At 65.3% G+C, this 17,998-nt stretch carries 14 protein-coding genes and 1 rRNA gene; 5 read left to right on the top strand and 10 right to left on the bottom strand.

Annotated elements, in window-relative coordinates:
- Positions 1–225: 225 nt before the first annotated feature.
- From MRBLMC3_RS13530 to MRBLMC3_RS13520, 3 genes are read right to left on the bottom strand one after another with little or no spacing between them, the layout of a single operon-like run.
- Positions 226–1,800: a sensor histidine kinase gene (locus tag MRBLMC3_RS13530; RefSeq protein ID WP_363829602.1), complete on the bottom strand. Its 1,575-nt coding sequence runs from the start codon at positions 1,798–1,800 to the stop codon at positions 226–228.
- Positions 1,797–2,507 (bottom strand): response regulator transcription factor, encoded by a 711-nt coding sequence (locus MRBLMC3_RS13525; RefSeq protein ID WP_363829600.1) that lies wholly within the window; start codon positions 2,505–2,507, stop codon positions 1,797–1,799. The genes MRBLMC3_RS13530 and MRBLMC3_RS13525 overlap by 4 nt, the downstream gene beginning before the upstream one ends.
- A gap of 11 nt (positions 2,508–2,518) precedes the next feature.
- Positions 2,519–4,135: a DUF4153 domain-containing protein gene (locus tag MRBLMC3_RS13520; protein ID WP_363829598.1), complete on the bottom strand. Its 1,617-nt coding sequence runs from the start codon at positions 4,133–4,135 to the stop codon at positions 2,519–2,521.
- Positions 4,136–4,389: 254 nt separating this feature from the next.
- Between MRBLMC3_RS13520 and MRBLMC3_RS13515 the strand changes: the two genes are divergently transcribed.
- Entirely contained in the window at positions 4,390–5,919 is a 1,530-nt protein-coding gene (locus MRBLMC3_RS13515) for a vWA domain-containing protein (RefSeq protein ID WP_363829595.1), read from the top strand.
- Positions 5,920–5,952: 33 nt separating this feature from the next.
- Here the strand turns inward: MRBLMC3_RS13515 and MRBLMC3_RS13510 are convergent, their stop codons facing one another.
- The gene (locus MRBLMC3_RS13510; protein WP_363755784.1) at positions 5,953–6,759 is read right to left on the bottom strand and encodes an OmpA family protein; all 807 of its coding nucleotides are present in this window, start codon (positions 6,757–6,759) and stop codon (positions 5,953–5,955) included.
- A complete protein-coding gene (locus tag MRBLMC3_RS13505; protein ID WP_363829593.1) occupies positions 6,734–8,719 on the bottom strand; it encodes a YadA family autotransporter adhesin in 1,986 nt (661 codons plus the stop codon). The genes MRBLMC3_RS13510 and MRBLMC3_RS13505 overlap by 26 nt, the downstream gene beginning before the upstream one ends.
- Before the next feature lie 325 nt (positions 8,720–9,044).
- On the opposite strand from MRBLMC3_RS13505, the gene MRBLMC3_RS13500 reads away from it, so the two are divergent.
- Positions 9,045–9,941 carry a PAS domain-containing protein gene (locus MRBLMC3_RS13500; RefSeq protein WP_363737421.1) on the top strand — a complete coding sequence of 299 codons (897 nt, stop codon included), beginning with the start codon at positions 9,045–9,047 and terminating at the stop codon, positions 9,939–9,941.
- A gap of 10 nt (positions 9,942–9,951) precedes the next feature.
- On the opposite strand, the gene MRBLMC3_RS13495 is transcribed toward MRBLMC3_RS13500, so the two are convergent.
- Genes MRBLMC3_RS13495 through MRBLMC3_RS13480 form a run of 4 tightly spaced genes read right to left on the bottom strand, consistent with a single transcriptional unit; the run spans position 9,952 to position 14,084 of the window.
- Entirely contained in the window at positions 9,952–10,428 is a 477-nt protein-coding gene (locus tag MRBLMC3_RS13495) for a Csu type fimbrial protein (RefSeq protein ID WP_363829591.1), read from the bottom strand.
- Positions 10,425–12,743 carry a fimbria/pilus outer membrane usher protein gene (locus MRBLMC3_RS13490; RefSeq protein WP_363829589.1) on the bottom strand — a complete coding sequence of 773 codons (2,319 nt, stop codon included), beginning with the start codon at positions 12,741–12,743 and terminating at the stop codon, positions 10,425–10,427. The genes MRBLMC3_RS13495 and MRBLMC3_RS13490 overlap by 4 nt, the downstream gene beginning before the upstream one ends.
- 58 nt (positions 12,744–12,801) lie before the next feature.
- Entirely contained in the window at positions 12,802–13,539 is a 738-nt protein-coding gene (locus MRBLMC3_RS13485) for a fimbrial biogenesis chaperone (RefSeq protein WP_363829586.1), read from the bottom strand.
- 14 nt (positions 13,540–13,553) lie between these two features.
- Entirely contained in the window at positions 13,554–14,084 is a 531-nt protein-coding gene (locus MRBLMC3_RS13480) for a Csu type fimbrial protein (protein WP_363829584.1), read from the bottom strand.
- A gap of 41 nt (positions 14,085–14,125) precedes the next feature.
- Here MRBLMC3_RS13480 and MRBLMC3_RS13475 point away from each other — a divergent pair, with 41 nt between their 5' ends.
- The 3 genes from MRBLMC3_RS13475 to MRBLMC3_RS13465 all read left to right on the top strand — a co-directional run bounded on the left by MRBLMC3_RS13475 (position 14,126) and on the right by MRBLMC3_RS13465 (position 17,521).
- Positions 14,126–14,425, top strand: a complete 300-nt coding sequence (locus MRBLMC3_RS13475) for a hypothetical protein (RefSeq protein ID WP_363829582.1) — start codon at positions 14,126–14,128, stop codon at positions 14,423–14,425.
- A gap of 201 nt (positions 14,426–14,626) precedes the next feature.
- Positions 14,627–16,780 (top strand): hypothetical protein, encoded by a 2,154-nt coding sequence (locus MRBLMC3_RS13470; protein ID WP_363829580.1) that lies wholly within the window; start codon positions 14,627–14,629, stop codon positions 16,778–16,780.
- Positions 16,781–16,783: 3 nt separating this feature from the next.
- Entirely contained in the window at positions 16,784–17,521 is a 738-nt protein-coding gene (locus tag MRBLMC3_RS13465) for a DUF3142 domain-containing protein (protein WP_363829578.1), read from the top strand.
- 354 nt (positions 17,522–17,875) lie between these two features.
- Here the strand turns inward: MRBLMC3_RS13465 and rrf are convergent.
- Positions 17,876–17,990: ribosomal RNA gene (rrf, locus tag MRBLMC3_RS13460) — 5S ribosomal RNA — on the bottom strand.
- Between the last annotated feature and the right edge of the window lie 8 nt (positions 17,991–17,998).

Raw genomic sequence — 17,998 nt, 5'->3', positions numbered from 1 at the left:
GTTGCGGGTCCTGTACGGCGCGCTCCAGGACGAGGACCATGTCCCGCCCCCGTGCGCATGACGTCGATGCAGGTTCGCGAAACCGCCCCCATCACGCCAGAGGTCATTCCGCTATATATCCCATAGATGGGGTCTATGCCTTAGGCCGCGCCCGGCTATTCCCGCTGATGCCGCCTGGATGATGGACCAGGAGCGCTGACCGGCTGAATCGCGCCTCGGTCCGCTTCAACCTTCTGTGCCGACCACAAGCCTGAAACCGGCGCCGCGCGCTGTTGGGAGCAGGTGGAGTTCGCCATGATAGGCGTCGAGCAGCGACCGGGCGATGGCGAGGCCAAGGCCCGTCCCGCCTTCTCCCCTCCGGGTGGTGAAGAAAAGGTCGAAGATGCGGCTCCGGTCCCCCGGCGGTATGCCGGGCCCATCATCGGCAAAGTCGATCCATGCCGCGCCCTCACGCAAGGCGACGTCGATGTCCAGGCGCGACGCCCCCGCCTGCCGCGCATTTTCCGCAAGCGTCGTCAACACGGCTTCCAGCGCCCCGGCGTCCACTTTCAGCGGCGGCAGGTCCTGCGGCAGACGGAGGTTGATGACGAAATCCTCTGCGGACAATGCATCCGCCACCGACGCCAGCAATGGCGCGGCATCGGTTCGCGCATCGCTTTCGCCCACCAGCACGTCGGCGCGTGCCAGTTCCATCAGCCGCCGCACCAGCCGCGCCAACCGCTGGGCATCGGCCGCCATATTGGTGAGGAAGCGTTGCCGATCGGCGGGCGCCATGTCGGCCCCATGATCCTGCAACAGTTCGATCGCGCCGGAGATGCCGGCCAGCGGCGTCTTGAATTCATGGCTGACCGAAGAGGCAAAGTCGCGCAGATAGCGGGATCGCTTTTCGATACTCTGGGCCATCTGCTCGAAATCCCGATAGAGGGCCCGGATTTCCACTACCTGCAGGGAGGGATGGCGCGGCGCGACGCGGCGGCCCAATGCCAGATCGCGTGTGGCGCGGCTCAGGCTTTCGATCGGGCGGACTATGGCGCGCGACAATATGGCCGACAGCAGCACCAGCATCAGGAAAATCGCCACCACGCCGAGCACGATCTTGCCGCGGTCCTCATATAGCCCCAGGGAAAGGGCGCGCGGCGAGCGCGACACCAGCAGCACGCCCGTCACTTGCCCATCGACGCTGATGGGTCGGGCATGGTGCAGGCGAATGCCCGCCGCCCGGCTCAGCCATTCCAGCGGATAATGGGTGGCGATGCCTTCATTCTTCCGCAGCACGGTCACGGCCCTGCCGCCGAGTGCTGCCCTGATCTCCGGCAGGGCAGCCAGGCTCCGTCCGCCTTCCGGGCCGTTCAGGACTATGCCGTGCCGATCCAGCATCAGGATCGAGGACAAGGTCGTCACCTTGGTTTCGGCAAAGGCAGGCATCATCCGCTTCGCAAGCGCAAGGGCGGCGCGATCAGGGCCGACGCGCGTCGCCGCCGCCCGGGGGCGCGACGGCAGGATCGGGGAAGAACGCAGGTCCACCTCCGTCATCCGGTCATGATAGCGCACCGGCGAGGCAGCCGCGGCGTGATCGGCGCCCATGCCGCTCCCCACGACCGCCGCGCTCGCCGCCAGCGCCGCGCCCTGCGCCACCAGTTCCGCCTCGGTCCGTCGCACCAGGGCATTTTCATAGACCCGCAGGAAGATCGCCCCCAATCCCGGCAGCGCCGCCACGAACAGCAGGGTGCCGAGCAGGATCGTGCGCAACCGCAAGACCGGCCAATGCCGGGCGATCCAAGCCTTCAACGCCGCGCTCATGCAGGCGGCGCCGTCCCGTTGCATCCGCCCAGCCGATAGCCGATGCCGGGGCGCGTCTCTATGATGTCGATGCCGCCGACATCGGCAAATTTGCGGCGCAGGTTGCGGACATGGCTGTCCACCGTCCGATCGGTCAAGGCAAAGCCTGGCCCACGAAACCGATCGATGATCTGGTCGCGGGAGAAGATGCGGGAGGGCATGGCCAGCAGGGTGCGCAATATGGTGAATTCCGTCACCGTCAAGCTCACCTCCTCCGTGCCCCAATGCGCCGACCAGCTTTCGGTATCCAGGGCAAGCCGCCCATGGCGGATCGTGCCAATCGCCTCCGCCGCCGGCGGCCGGGCCGAGGTGCGGCGCAGGATCGCCATGGACCGCGCCACCACCTCCCGCGGGGAAAAGGGCTTTACCACATAGTCGTCGCCGCCAAGCTCTATGCCCAGCACCCGGTCGATCTCATCATCGCGGGAGGACAGGAAGAAAATCGGCACGTCATTATGCGCCCGCAGTCGGCGACAGACCTCCAGCCCGTCCATGCGCGGCATGTTGATGTCGAGGATGACGAGGTCGGGCGCGTGCCGTTCGACCTCCGCCAGCGCAGCCTCTCCATCGGCGGCCTCGATCGTCCCGAGCCCCGCCTTGCCGAAGGCGAAGACGAGCAGTTGGCGGATATGGGGATCATCGTCGACGATCAGGATCGTGCTGGGCATGGGGCATAGGATCATCTCCCCGTCTCCGCTGTCAACGCGCGATCCGTCTGCGGACCAACATTCCCATTGGGTGCAGCCGCCGCCGCGGGCGGAATCAGCGCGCCAGAGCAATCCCTCGCTCCCGCATCGACGGCGACAGACCCGATCGCCGCCGTCATGGTCCGCGCCATTTCCAGCCGCCGCTGCCCAAGCAGGGTCCAGCGCTGGCCAAGTTCCCGCGCCAGCCTGGCATGAAGGTCCATCCTCACCGTCCTCACCCGCTCGCGAAAATCAGGTCGCAGGTCGGTCCGTTGCTCCAGCGACAGCAAAGGCAACAGCGCGGAATCGCCCAACTGGCGCAGGTAGCAGAGGTCCAGCGCTACGCCTTGTCCACCGACATCCCGCGCATGACGCACATTCCATTGGGCCGCCACCGCCCCCAGATCGACAAAGCAGATCACGCCCAGCACCAGCCCGGCGGCCGCCAGATTGACGTTGATGAGCCATGCCGCGCTTCGCGCCCGCAGCAGCCGCCAGCAGATCGCGGCGAGGCCGAAGGCGACGAGCGCCATCCAGACCAGCGCGGCGATCCGGAGCCGGGTAAGTGAATAGGCTTCGATATAATCCGCCGTGCGCAGCATGGACGATGCGACCAGAAAGACATTCTGTCCGATCCAGAACATCACCAGGCTGCGGACCACCCGATTCTGCGCCGTTTCCGATCCGGGCCGCAGCGTCACGAGCACGAACAGCGCCGCAAGCAGTGCGGTGGCGACCAGCGGATAGGCACCGCGATGGGCATAGCCGGCCATGGTCATGCCCGCGGGCATCGGCGCCCAGCCCCAGAGCCAGGCGACATCCATCAGGTTCTGAAGCGCGAAGATCAGGTTGAAGACCACCAACGACAGCGTGACCGAAGCGACCGACACGCCCGGCAGGCGCCGGTCGTTCCAGCCATCAAATGCCGGCAGCAGGCGCCGGGGCAGGCGCGGCCGCAGCAAGGCCCAGGCCATCGCAAACAACACCCCCCAAAAGGCCAGTCTGACGATCAATTCAGGCGACAGGTCCGGCAGCAGCAGCGAGGAGAAAAATTGCTCGAACAACGGATTGGCCGCGGAAAAGAGAAGCAGGATCACCGCGCTGCCGATCACCGGCAAGGCCAGCGTCCCCAGCGCCGCATGCAGGCTCCAGGCCCCTGCGCGTCCCGCCGCGCGCAGCTTCAAGATGCGCTTCAGATCGATCAGCGGCCCGAACGGCGCGCGCAAGCCAAACCAGATCAGCCGCTGGAACCAGCGCCAGCCATCGTCGAAGCGCGCCGTTGCCGGGATCAAAGCCGCCACCCCCGCCGCCGCCCAGAACAGGGTCCAGGCCAGCAGGCTTGCGTCGTAGAGCAGGGCAAAGGCGAACAGCCCCGCCGCCGCCATCGCCAGCAAGGCCCCGCCTTCGCGCCGCAGCACGGGCCGCCCCGCCAGCAGAGCGCCCAGCACGGCCAGCGCGAAAAAGCCGAGATAGCCGCCATATAGATGCCGCTGGTAGAACAGCCAGTCCCCGGTCCCTACGATCAGCAAGGCAGGCGCCAGCTTCCAGCGAAAGCGGGCAAAGAGGGGCCATGATGCGGCCAGGGACGGCCGCGCGGCGGAGTAGCGCATCAGTCTTTCTCCCTGAATGTCCGTGCCAGAATGCCGCTGTCCCAAGCAGATCGGTGAGAGCCGCCGATCAATAATCGGCGCAGTTCCGGTGCAGAAAATGTGCAGGCCACCGCGAGAAGGACGGAATTCCGCCGAAAAGATACGAACCCCGGCCTCGACACTCATCGATGCGTGCCGTTCACCATCGATTCGTCGCTTGCAAGCCTCGCTTTGCCGCCCCTATTTCTCTCTATCGAAACAGTGGAGAAACGCGCATGCGATCACATCTGGCGATCACCCTCACCCTTCTGCCCGGCCTCCTGCTCGCGGGCTGCGGCCAGGCTCCCGGCGGTTCCGTCGCCTATGAAGCCGTCAACGATGCCGGTCCGGCCGCAAGCAACGAGCGCTATGACGGTCATCCTGTCAGCCCGATCCACCAGGTCGCGGCCGAGCCGGTCTCAACCTTCGCGGTCGATGTGGATACGGGCGCCTACGCCAATGTCCGCCGCATGTTGCTGGGCGGCCAGGCCGTTCCTGCGGAAGCCGTGCGCACGGAGGAGATGATCAACTATTTCCGCTATGATTATCCGCTGCCCGATGACCGCTCGGCGCCGTTCAGCGTTACGACGGAGGTTTCGACGACACCGTGGAATGCCGGCACGCGACTGTTGCGCATCGGCCTGCGCGGCTATGACGTCGCCCGGTCGCAACGGCCGCCCGCCAATCTGGTGTTCATGGTCGATGTGTCCGGTTCGATGCAGGACGCCGACAAGCTGCCTCTGGTCAAGCAGTCGCTTTCCATATTGGCGGACGCGCTGCGGCCGGACGACAGCATATCCATCATCACCTATGCCGGGTTCGTCGAAACCTTGGTCGAGGGCAGCCACGATCCGGCGGAGATCAAGGCCGCGCTGGACGGGCTGGACGCGAATGGTTCGACCGCTGGCGGCCCGGCCCTGGCACGTGCCTATGACCTGGCCCGCGCCCACTTCATTCCGGGGGGCATCAACCGCATCATCATGGCGACCGATGGCGACTTCAACGTCGGCCTGTCCGATCAGCATGGCCTGGAAGAGATGGTGAAGCGCAACAGGGACGACGGCGTAACGCTCACCACCCTGGGCTTCGGGCAGGGCAATTACAATGATGCGATGATGGAGGCGGTGGCCGACCTGGGCAATGGCAATCACGCTTACATAGACAGCGCGATGGAAGCGCGCAAAGTGCTGGACGATGAACTGTCCTCCACCCTCTTCACCATCGCGAAGGATGTGAAGGTACAGGTGGAGTTCAACCCGGCCCTGGTCAGCCAATATCGCCTGATCGGCTATGAGAATCGCGGCCTTGCCGAACAGGACTTCGCCGATGATCGTGTCGACGCGGGCGAGATCGGCGCCGGTCATCAGGTGACGGCGCTGTACGAGATCGTCCCGGCCGGCGAAGCGGGTTGGGTCGCTCCGCGCAGATATGCCGGCAATCGCGCGCCTTTCCCTCCCGCGGCGGACAACAGCGAGTTCGCCACCGTCCGCCTGCGCTACAAATTGCCCGAAGAGACGCATAGCCGGCTGATAGAGCGTCCGGTTGCCGCCTCGCTCCTTGCCGACGCCAACAGGCCGCGGGGCGACATGGCCTTTGCCGTGGCGGTCGCCGCCTTCGGACAAAGGCTGCGCGGCGACACGCGGCTGGGCGACTACAGCTATGCCGACATCGCCCGGCTCGCCGGCGGCCAGAATGACTATTGGCGGCAGGAATTCGTCCAGCTTGCGCGGTCGGCCGGCCGGGACGGCGATGCATGGCTGCGGTGAATTTTCCGCCGCCCGGCAGCAACCCTCCCGGCGTCAACCGGCGCCCGCCGTCCACTCCAGAAGAACGCGCCGGTTGAGGGGCTCTTTCGCCGGACCGTCGGATGATCGGGCCGGGGATCGCTCCCCGGCTCCGGAAATTTGCAGCTTCGACAGCGGCACGCCCATCGCCACCAGATGCCTGGCGACATTGTCCGCGCGCATCAGGCTCAACCGATCATTATAGGCGTCAGGCCCTGCACTGTCGGTGAAGCCCGTGACGGAGAGCATCCCGCCGTCAGGGCCTGCTTCGGTCATGAAGGCGGCCAGGTCGCGCTGCGCTTCTTCACTGAGAGCGGCCTTGTCGAAATCGAAATGGACAGTGAGCGACCGGGGCCGGACCGCCGGAACCGGAGGTGGCAGCGGTCCGGCGGCGGCCTGCGGTTGCGCGGGAGGATAGACCATGTCGCGACACGACGCGTCGCTCCAGGCGATGCGTTCCAGCCGCATCCGCCGATCCCAGCGCAATTGCAGGCGGCAGATCCGATATTCCGTCCCCTGCCCGGTGTAGAAGTCCAGAATATAGTTCCACCGCCGTTCACCCAGCAGGCCTTCATGAAAATGCGGGACGCCCAACAGGGCATAGACCTGCCGCTTCGTCATGCCGGGCGTCAGCAGGCGCGGCGCCTGCGGCGGCAGGAAGACGCCCTCGCGCCGTGTCGCGCTGCCCGCGTCGGGAAATTCCGACAGGGGCGCAACTTCCGGCAGGAACTGGGGCTCCGCCGCATGGCCGGGCCATGGATGCAGGGCCAGCGCCAGCAGGGCGATCCACCGCCGGTCAGAAAGCAATGCCCATGCCCGCATTGGCGCCTCCCTGATTGCGGCTGTTATAGGCTGCTGAAGCCCGGATGATGAAGCGGCCATTGTCCGACACCTTCGATATTCCCATGGCGATCGCATGTTCCCCCTGCCAGGTGCTGACGCCGACGCCCAGCGTACCGCCACCCGCCTCCGACAATTGGGGTATGCCGGCAATCGCCATGGCGGCGGCGGTACCCCCCTCCGCGTCGCGCCGCAGGTCGCGCAGGCCGGCATTGATCAGGTTGAAGCGGATGTCGGTATAGGCGTTGGCGCTGTCGACCGCCCCTGCCATCCCGCCCTGAAGCTGGCGCAGGTTCACCGCATCGGTCGGCGCGATGCCGTCGGCCACATGGACGATCTGCCGTTCGGCCCCCGCGCTGCCCACCGATACCGTATTGGCCCGGTCCGCGACGGAAGCATAGCCCAGCGCGACGCTGCCCGGCGCGATCGCCTGGGCCTGCGTCCCCAGCGCCAGGCTGCCGCTGCCGGAGGCGACCGCGCCCGCGCCGGCGGCCATGCTGTCCGCGCCGCTGGCGACCGGCGTGGCGTAGCCGGAACTGTTATTGACCTGTAGATAGCCTGCGCGCCCTTGCTGAAGCTCGGTGATCGCGGTCAGATTATAGGCCAGTTGCACATTGGTCGCATGAAGCTGCGCACCGTTGACCGCCTGTGTCGAGGTTTCGCTCAACTCACCGGCGGCAACGCCGCTGATCGTCTGGTCGATGCCGCCGCGCGCCGCATTATAGGCCTGGATCGACGGATCATAGGGCAGCGCGTCCTGCGGTGCAGTCCCGCCTCCGCCAGTTCCGCCGCCGCCGCCCCCGCCTCCACCGCCGGTCCCTCCGCCGCCGCTACCCAGTTGCGACAGGTTGACCGCGTCGGTCGGGGCGCTGCCGGCCGCGACATTGGCTATGGTCGTGCCGCCCGCGCCGCCCAGCACGACGGTGGCCTTGCTGCTGTCCTGATATTTGACGGCAAGGTCGTTCAGCACCGCCAGGTCATAGCTCAACTGGGTGATGGCCGCGCTGTTCTGCGCCACCAGATTGTTGGTCGCCTGCAACTGGGAACCGTTGATCGCGTCGCTGCTGGTGCTGTTCACCGCCCCCGCGCCAACATTGGTGATGCGCGTGCCGCCCGAACCCTGCAACGTCACCTGCGTCCTGGTGCCGTCATCATATTGCACCGCATTGCCGGCAAGCGTTCCGAGCGCATCGTTCACCGCCTGCAATTGGGCGACATTGACGGCGTCGCCGGGATCGGCGCCGCCCGCCAGCCCCGTCAGGCGGCGGCCGCCGATATTGACTTCCGCGCTGGCCGTGCCGCCGATCAGGAAGGCGGGCAGGTTCAGCGTCATGCCGTTCGCCAGCGATCCCGAACCCAGCGCCACGCTGCCCGCATGGGTGGCGGACGCGCCCGCGCCGATCGCGATCGCCCCATAGGCGCCCGTGGCCGTGCTGGCGAGATTGCCGATGGCGATGGCGTCCAGCTCGCCCGCGCTGGCTTCGGACCCCGGCGTGCCCAGTCCGGTGATCTTGTTGCCGCCAAAGGAGATGCCCTTGGGCGTGGTCAGGCTGAAACTGTCGGACGTGGTTTCGCATGTCGGGTCCGACAGCAGGTCGACGGCATTGCCGTTCACGTCCAGAACGTTGAGGGTGATCGGCGCGCCTGCCGCCGCGTTGGCCAGGGCGGCGTTGATGCCCAGATCAACCGTCCCGAAGGTCAGGGTGCTGAGGGTCGATTCAACCGGCGCCAGCACCGGCGTGATGACATCGCCGATCGTGTCGGTCAGCACTGATTTCGGCAGGCTGACGCCCGAACAGGCGCTGACCACATTGGCATGGGCGGTCATCCCTGGCGCCAGGCCGGCGATCAGGCCGGCGCCCGCCAGCCAAGCCCAGCGGCCCTTCCCCCGGCTGATGCTTCCGGCAGTCCCGGTTCGATGCCATTTCGCCCCTCGGTCCATAGATCCGCCCCCTGAAGGCAGGCCTGATCATCCCGGTGACGGCTCGATCAGGCTTTGCGATGTCCCCAGGCCAGAATGGAGGCGTCGCCGCTAAGGCCGCGCGAAGGCGAAAGGACAGGATTTTACGCAAAATTCGTATCTGCGCATTATGCTGGAACCATCTTGCCCGTCTGGCCCTTCTGCATTTTCCGAAGGCGGATGGGCGAGTCGAGGAAATATCTGATCGGCAAAGACAAAATCGTTACGATTCCGTTTTGATGATTTACACCCCTTCGAACATATAATACCGATATCGACAGGGATGGAGGCAAAGGGGAGCCAGTCCGTGGACGATCTGCCGCCCGGCCAAGTGGTCACCGCCACAGCGTTGATTCGGCATTTTGCCGTGCATTCGCGCCAGGCCATGACCGAACCCGTCCATATCATGAACCATGGGCATGTCGGGCTGACGCTCATCGCGACGGACCTGTTCCATCGGCTGGCGGGCGATCAATCCACCGGCCCCGACCAGGGCGCGCAGCTGGAAATCCTGCTCGACATGATTCCGACCCAGGTCCTGCTGACCGACCGGGATCTGAAGCCGGTGCGGGTCAACCTCGCCGCCCGCCGGCGGCTGGGCATCAGCGAGAAGCATGTCGGCAAGCTGTTCCTGCCGCAGATGCTGGAGAGTTCGGACGCGCACTTCCTGTTGCGCGCGCTGGAAAGGGTCCATGACACCGGCGTGCCGGAGACGTTCGAACATAATGTCGCGGGACCGCCGCCGCTGGTCTATCGCGTGCAGGCCGCGGCCTTTCCGGGCGGATTCATCGTGCTGGTCGACGAGATTGCCGATCGGGTGACGCTGCGCGCGCAGGATGCGCAGATCGCGGCCTATGAGGATCTGATCGACGGGTTGCCCGGCCTTGCCCGCGGCGCATTCAACGTCCGGTCGGTCATCACCGACATCTCACCCGCACTTGCGGCGCTGGTCGGGACCGAGAAAGGCCGGCTGGCCGGCACCCGCTTCGCGACCCTGTTCGATGCTTCCGCGCGCGGCGCGATCAACGATGCGGTCGAGGAACTTCTCACCCACGGCAAGCCGTTCGGCATGAGGGCGAGGCTGCTGGGCGGCCATGGCGAAAGCCAGCTCGTCCAGGTCAAGGCCGTGCCGCTTCTGTCTGCCTCCGGCCAGAGGGAGGGCGTCTTCATGATCGGCCCCGTGGCGGCGGACGCGGGCAGCTGAAGCCGAAGGTTCAATATGTGATCGTGACGATCAGGCTGTCGGCATAGGCCCCCGCCTGGGGCCACTGGCCCGCGGCTATTCGGCCATAGACGGGGACGGTCTGGCTGAACGACAGCAATCCGTTCAATGACGCGGTCACGGTGCTGGTCCCCGACGATCCATTTCCCCAAATGGTGGTCCGGCTGGCGGTGGTGTAGAGATTATAGTTGAGCCGCGCACTGCCCTGCGCCATCTGGCGCGCCAGGGCATCGCCCGACAGGCCGGGGCTGATCGCTATATCAATGGTGCCGGCCAGCGAGATCACCCCTGTGCAGCTCAGCGTCACGCTGCCCGCGCCATCCCTGGGCGCGGAGGCGGTGGGATCATAGCCGCCGAAGCTGATCCCCGTCGTCGATGCCGAACAACTGCAAAGCGTGCAGGCCCAGGCCGGGCTTGCCAGCCCCAGGCCAGCCGAAATGGCAAGCGTCCATCCGATCAGCTTCATCATTTCCCCTCCTGATAGGGCAGGCAGGCACGAGGCGCCGATTGCGAGATACCGGCGTCGGCCCGCCTCGTCGGAACGGTCGCGCGGCACGCGATGGCCGGCCCCGCCAGCAGGATTTCCTGCCCGTCCTGCGCGTCGGCCAGGTAGATTTCGCCATCATGCCCCGAAATGCCCGACGACGTACCCTCCAGCGTTACGGTCAGCCCCGCCGGAACGGGAAGGCCGCTGCCGTCCACCAGCCGCAATGTCAGTGGCCGGGCGGCCGGGCCGCCGAAGCTGACCCTCACCGCCTGCCTGTACCCCGGCACCACCACCTGCTCGGCCGCGGTCACAAGGGTATCGATCGGCAAGGCATCCAGATCAATGGCGATGCGGTTGGCGGCATAGGGTTGCAGGCCCGCGACGATCGCCGACCTGCCCGACCCGGCCCGACCCGCGACGGGCCGGTTCTCGAAGAAGACCGTCACATCCTGATCGGCCGACACGTCCACCACCGCGAAGGCATAGTCGAGCTGCGGCGCGGCGACGATCTGTCCCCCCACCCGCAGCAGCGCGCCATGGGCCTGGAAACGCACGCCCTCCATTCCCCCCATATGCGATGCGGAAAGGTCGAGATCGCCGGCCGCGGTGCGCCATGTCACGCCGCCTTCCACCTGCGTTGGCGCGTCGGACCCGCGCGACGCCAGCATGCGATAGCCCCACCCCTGGTCGGGCGGCGGGCTTTGGTTGAAACTGGCGGCGGTACGCCCGCCATCCGCGAACAGGCCGACACTTGAACGCGCGCCGAGCGGCAGGGTGAGCGACCCGAAAAGACTGCTGGTCCGGCTTTCCGAGAGGCGCGTCCGCCGCGCGCCCAGCGTAATCCAGGCCGGGCCCAGGCCAGCGGCATAGGAAAGCGAACCCATGGAGAAACGGTCTCCATCGCTCCGGCTTTCCAGATAATGGGCATTGATGCTGCCGCGGCGGCCCAGGTTGATGCTGCCCGCGACCGCCAGTTCCCGACGTCCCGCGGCGGCCCGCTCATCCTCTCCGACCTGCGTGAAATGCGCATCTTCCTCCATATAGCTCGCCGTCACCGAATAATGCGGGGTGATCCGCTGGACCTGCGCCCGCCACATCAGGCCGTCGCCGTCGCGGCTGTGCGATGCGGCGGCCGACAGCGACAATTCGCCCCAGGAGGACAGGAGCGCGCCAAGTCCCAGCCCAGCCATCTGCACCTTTTCGCTCGCCTCGCCCCGTCCAGCCAGCGTCATCCCCGCCGCCAGTCCATGACGCCAGAAACCCGCGGCGAACGGCGCGCCATAGGAAAAACTGCTTTCCCCGAAATTCCTGCGCAGAAACCCCGCTTCCAGCGAAAAATCGTCCAGCCCCTCGCGCAGGAGCCGGGGGCTGGCATAGAAGCTCTGCGTGACGACACGGGCGGTGCCGGTCGCGTCGCGGATGGTCATCGTCACCTCGCCCGCGCCGTTGAAGAGCGGCTGATAATCGATCCGGAAATCGCCGGGCTGGACCGCCATGCTCTGGCGACTGCTGGCCGCCGCCAGATCAACGACCGAGGGCAGCGCCGCAGAGCCCGAAAGCCGGGGCAGCGGATAGGTCACGGCCTCAGGCGTCAGCGAGAAGTCGGTGCCCAGCCGCAGCCCGGCGAAACGGACCGGCCGGTTCCAGTCGGCCCCCCGCGTCATGGTGTCGCCAAGCACCAGCCGCAAACGCCGATCGGGAAAGTCGCGGATGACATTGCTGTCGAGACGCACCGCAGCCGGACCATCCACGCCCTGCTGCACCAGCGCCGTCGTACCGGCGACGCCCCAGGCGCCCGACAGGCCGGCGTCCAGCAGCAGGGAAGCGGCCCAGTCCCGCCCCCATCGCGCGACCGACAGGTCATAGCCGACATATTGCAGCGGCACCGGCGCCATGACCGGTCGGCCGCGCTGTTCGGCACCGACATGGGTGGGGGAAAAGAGCGAGGGCGCGGCATCGATCAGCAAGGTGCCGCCTGAACTGTCGAGTTGCGCCGAAAGGCCGTCCATGCCGTCCAGCAGGGCGTAATCCGCTCCTTCCACCTCGATGCGCTGCAGTGGCACGGCCCTTTGCAGGCCCCATTGGCGCAGCACGTCCTGGCGGACGAACAGCCTGCCCCGGTCCAGCACGACAAGGCCGGTATCGCTGATCGGTTGGCCGTTGATGATGACGCCCACGGGCACCGGGCGTTGGCTGTCGCCGGGCCTGCCCATGACGGCGAGCGTCATGGGAAGATCGGACGCGGCGGACGGCTGCGCCAGCGGCAGGCAAAGCGGGATGAGCGCCCTACCCAGCATCGAAAGCCCCTGCCTTGCGCCAGGCCATGCCGGAGCGGGCGACATCCGCTGCGCGCCTTCACTGCCCAGACGCTGCGGGGCGGGCGGTGAGCGGTCCCTGGGTCGTCTCCACCTGGACGGTGGCGACCGCGCGGCCGTCCGGCGGCTGGACCGGAAGGTCGATGCGCCCGCCCGCCAGCAGGTAGAAGCCCCTGTCGACGCGCGCGATCGCGTCTCCGCCCGCGGCGGTGCGAAGGGTCATGCCGGTCACCTGGACATGCCGGTCGCCCTGGTTGAACAGGCTGAGCGTCCATCCTCCGTCGGCGACCTTCGCGGTGGACCAGCGGAGCGAAGGCGCTGCACCGGGGGGTGCGCGGAATATGGGCATGCTGATGCGCAGCAATGCCCGCACCGTGCCCGGCACGGTCGTAGCCGTCGGCAGTTCATCGATGATCAGGCGGTAACTTTCCTCGCGCGGTCCAGTGCGCGCCGGCAGGCTGCATCGCACGAGCCTGCTCGCTCCGCCGGGGATGCTGACGATGGAGGGATTGACGACCGGGCCGTCAACGGGGTCGAGCTGGTCCGCGCCGCTTGCATCCTTGCGCCAGCCAAAGCCCCTGATCTGGACCGTCGCAGGGGTCGCGTCATCATTGGAAATGGTAAGCGAGCAGAACTGCTTGTCGGCGGCCATCTCGATCCGCACGGGCAAAATGCGCAGCGTCGCGGCGTCCACCGCCTGCGCCATCCCGAAAAGCGCACAAAGTCCTATCGCCGCCAGAACCCGCGCGGGTCCGGCACCATGGCATGATCCTGTCATGACGAAATCCGCCTTCAATAGCTGACGGTTACGGTCACCGTATCAGCGTAATTCCCCGCAGCCACGCTCTGCCCGACCGGAATGCGGCCGTAAACAGTGAAGGCCGATGGCAGGATGGTCGACGCGGTCTGCGACACCGTGTCCGATCCAACCGAATTTCCCCAATTGGTGCTGCGTCCCGTATTGCTGTACAATCCGTAGTCCAGGGGAGTGGCGCCATTGAGCATCTGGCGCGTGGACACTGTCGCTCCACCGGTACTTCCGGCATTCAAACCTATGTTGAATACTGTTCCCGGCGTACAAGTCACTGTTATGGTACTGGTCGTATCCTTCGGCGTTGCCGATGTCGGATCGTAACTTCCAAACGCCATGTCCGTGGCCGAGACAAGACAGGCATTCAACACTGTCGCGGAAACACCCATTGTCGTAGTGGCGTCTGTCGCCGCTGCCTTGCCTGGCACGAGAGCCAGCAGGATAAACGCATAATATTTGCGCATGACGATCCCCGTCCGCTGAAGTCGATACGCCTTAATCTGCATCAACATTGCATCCAGAAGGTTAGAAAAGCGTTAGCGAAACCATGCATATGCCCGGAGAAGAAGGAAATTTGACGCCCAAGGAGCTGATTTTTAAAGGATATATACCCTTTGGAGTAGCCATTTTTGATATCTTCCCGAATTGGCGCAAACCGGATATTCGCATCCTCTATCCTTTACAGTCTTCGGTGACTCCGGAATACAAACATGATCTGAAAACAATTTTCAGATCTGAAATATTCTTCGCCATTCACCCATTGCCTGTCCGCTTCAACTGTTTTCAGTTCGTCATTATCAGTTCTCAATGCGCGATGATTGTTCTGCCATTGCCCCGGCAAGGCACCCGATGACGCGCGTCGTGGAGGCATTTCGACGCAGCATCCACCCGCAATCACCACTACCCCTGCCTTGTCGATCGGAACCATCCTCCTCATGCGGGCGAAGGTGGCGTAAACGACCTGCCCCTTGCCCTTGCGTTCCTGATTGCCTGGACGCGATCTTTTGTTCAGTCTGGGCCGGATGAAGACAGAAGATGATCGGCAGGAATTCCCATGGGCCAGAATTTGACCTTCCCGCGAAAGCATCCGGTCGCCGTCACGCTGCTCCTGCTGTCGCTGTCGGGGATCGGCCTGGGCGGCGCGCTCTGGGCCTGCGCCGACTCCTCCTGTTCGCCGGGCTGGCAACTGGCTTCGCCCGATTATGATTGCGGCGGGCGGGCGGCGATCAGTCCGGGCAATGATACGCGGATCAACATCCTGCTGCTGATGCGCAGCCTGAAACCCGTGAACAGCGATCGCGCCGGGGCCGACGGCGATGTGAACAATCCGCAGTTCGGCCGTACCTTCATGACATGGCCCGGCCTGCGCGCAGCCTTCTGGCCACAAGCGGGGGAGAAGGACCAGGAAAGCAGCGCCATGGGCAATGGCGATGCCGCCGGCTGCGCGGTTTCCCCGGATGGCGTGGCCGCGTTCAACGCCGCGCTTGCGGTCGAGACGGACCTGCCGGCAGCCGAAAAGACCGAGCTGACCGGGCTGCGCGCCAGGACCGGCTGCGATGCCGCCCATTGGGACGATGCGCCGATCTCGACCAGGCTCGGCCGCGAATATCTGTCCTATCTGAAGGCGGCCGACGCCTTCCACAAGGGCGACTGGCAAAGCGCGCGACAGGGCTTTGCTTCGCTGACGCGCAGCCGCAGCAAATGGGTCGCGGAAACCGCCCAATATATGCCGATCCGCATCGGCCTGCGCGCGGCGGTGACCAAGGCGGTGGACGAATATGGCGATTTTGCCGGGCCGGAAAAGGTCGATGCGGCGGCGGTCAAGCAGGCAGGCGACGCCATCGGCGCCTATCTCAAGGCCTATCCCAAGGGCCGCTATGCCACGTCGGCACAAGGCTTGACGCGCCGCGTCGCATGGCTGAGCGGAGACATGGCGGCGCTTGTCCAGAGCTACGAAAAGCTGGTGGCCACGATGCCCGGCGACGATGAAGCGGCAGCCGACCTGGCCGAGGAAATCGATATCAAGCTGCTGGAGCGCCCGGATGCGGGCAGGATCATCGGCAGTCAGAACGGCGTACCGCTCTTGCTGGCGGTCGCCGATCTCAAGCAGATGCGGGGGCAGAATACCGATCCCGCTCCTCTTTCCGCGAGCGAATTGACGGCGCAGAAGAGGCAGTTTGCGGCCCATCCTGATCTTTATGGACTGCTTCAGGCCAGCCGGGCCTATTATGGTGGAGACGATCCGAAGGCGATATTGGCGTTGCTGCCGGATGCGGCGCGCAGCAGCGGCTTCACGCCCCTCGCCTTCAGCCGGCAGGTCCTGCGCGGCATGGCCCTCGGCCGGACGCGCGATCCCAATGAAGCGGGTTTCTGGCGCGACCTTCTGAAGGGAGCAAGCCCGCTTTATGAGCGGCCCCTGGTTGAAATGGGGCTGGCCATTCGCTGGCAGCGCGACGGACGGGTGGAGCAGGTCTTCGCCCCCGGATCGCCGATCACGGACAGCATGACCCGGACGATCCTGCTGCAAACCCTGGCGCCGCCCGCCATCCTGCGCATGACGGCCAGGGATGGCACCCGTCCCGCGCGCGAGCGGGACGTGGCCCGTTTCACCCTGCTCTACAAGGATCTGACAAGGGGTGCCTTTGGCGATTTCGGCAACGATCTGACTCTGGTGCCCGCCAATGCGGGGAGCGAAGGCGGACTATGGGACTTTTCCCAGCAGGACAGGATCCCGACCGGGCTGTTCCGAACCGGGCAATGGTCCGACGGCTTTCCTTGCCCCAGCATAGCGCAGATCGCCGCGACACTGGCTAAGTCGCCCGGCGATGCAAAGGCGCGGCTGTGCCTGGGCGATTTCTACCGGCTGAACGGTTTCGACGGGTTCGGCCTGTTCAATGCGAGCGAGGACAGGTCCATGCTCGGCAGCGGGCCGGACGGATTTTCCGGCCGTTCCCTCTCACGCTCGGATATCTACGCCGCGATCATCGCGGACAGGCGAGCGGCGCCCGACGACCGGGCCTATGCCCTCTACCGCGCCGTCATGTGCTATTCGCCATCCGGCTATAATGGCTGCGCCGGTCCCTATCGGACCTCGGAAGAAATGGATGCGGCGCAGGCGCCCCAGGCCGATCGGAAGGCCTGGTTCACGGAGTTGAAGCAACGCTATCCGCAAAGTCGATGGGCCAGGTCGCTGCGCTATTATTGGTGAGATATGGGCGCGGGCAAAGGCACGATGGCGCTGCTGGCGTTCCTGGCGCTGGCCGGTTGCCGGCAGGAGGCGGAAACGGACGCGGGAAAGGTCGTTCCGGCGGCCTATGACGCCTTCTACCTTTGGCCCGGCATACGTCCGACACGGGATGTTCATGCCAGGATCCTCTATCTTCTTGATGGAGAGGTCCGGCGCGGCGGAACGGCCCGCATGGAAAGATTGCGCATGGGCACGCCGCGCCTGCCGGGCAAAAAGGTCTGGCTGGTCGTCAGGGCGGATCGGCTGGATTGGAATGACGCCGTTTACAGCGCGATCTTCGATGATCTGGCGCATTGGCGGGCGGCAGGGAATGAAGTCGTCGGGCTTCAGGTCGATTTCGATGCCGCCACGCGAGGCATCGACGGCTATGCGCGCTTCCTGCACGATCTGCGCAAACGCTTGCCGCAGGACTGGAAACTGTCGATCACGGGTCTGATGGACTGGAGCGCGCATGGCGACCCAGATGCCTTGCTTCGACTGGCAGGACTGATCGACGAGGTGGTCATCCAGACCTATCAGGGACGCAGCACCATTCCCGGCTATGAGGATTATTTCCGCCGGATGAAGGACTTTCCCATCCCCTTCCGGGTCGCGCTGGTCGAGGGAGGAAGCTGGCAGGCACCGCTGATGCTGTCACGCCATCCACAGTTCAAGGGCTATGTGGTTTTCCTGCTGTCCCGCACTGGATCCAAGGAACGCTGATCTTCCTGGTCTTTCGTGGAAGGGCAGTCGCATCAGGCGGTTTGAGGCTGGTCTTGGGCTGTTAGAGCGATTTCCAAGCGATCGGAACCGATCGCTGGTTAAGAAATCACAGCAAAAAAGGAATCCAAGGCGGCAATCTGGTTCAATCAGATCGGAACCCGCGCTCGACTATTTTCGAATTGACCGTTTACGGCCAAGGGCTCGGAAAATGGCATCAAAAGACCAGAGCGTTTCCGCTCATAGTGAAAACGCTCTAGATTTTGGGGTATCAGACGCAAGAAAGCCCGCCGTTGCGGGCGGGCTTTCTTGCGTGAAGCAGATATTGTGGATGGGTATTGAAGCGCGAGCTATAATGCCTGGCGACGCCCTACTCTTCCGGGGCTTGAGCCACAGTACCATCGGCGCAGACTGGTTTCACGTCCGAGTTCGGGAAGGGATCGGGTGGGTCACAGACGCTATGGTCACCAAGCAATAGAG

Source organism: Sphingobium sp. LMC3-1-1.1, assembly GCF_040676285.1.
Classification (GTDB): domain Bacteria; phylum Pseudomonadota; class Alphaproteobacteria; order Sphingomonadales; family Sphingomonadaceae; genus Sphingobium.
The sequence above is the reverse complement of the archived record's forward strand: the minus strand, read 5'-3'. Positions and strand labels throughout refer to the sequence as shown.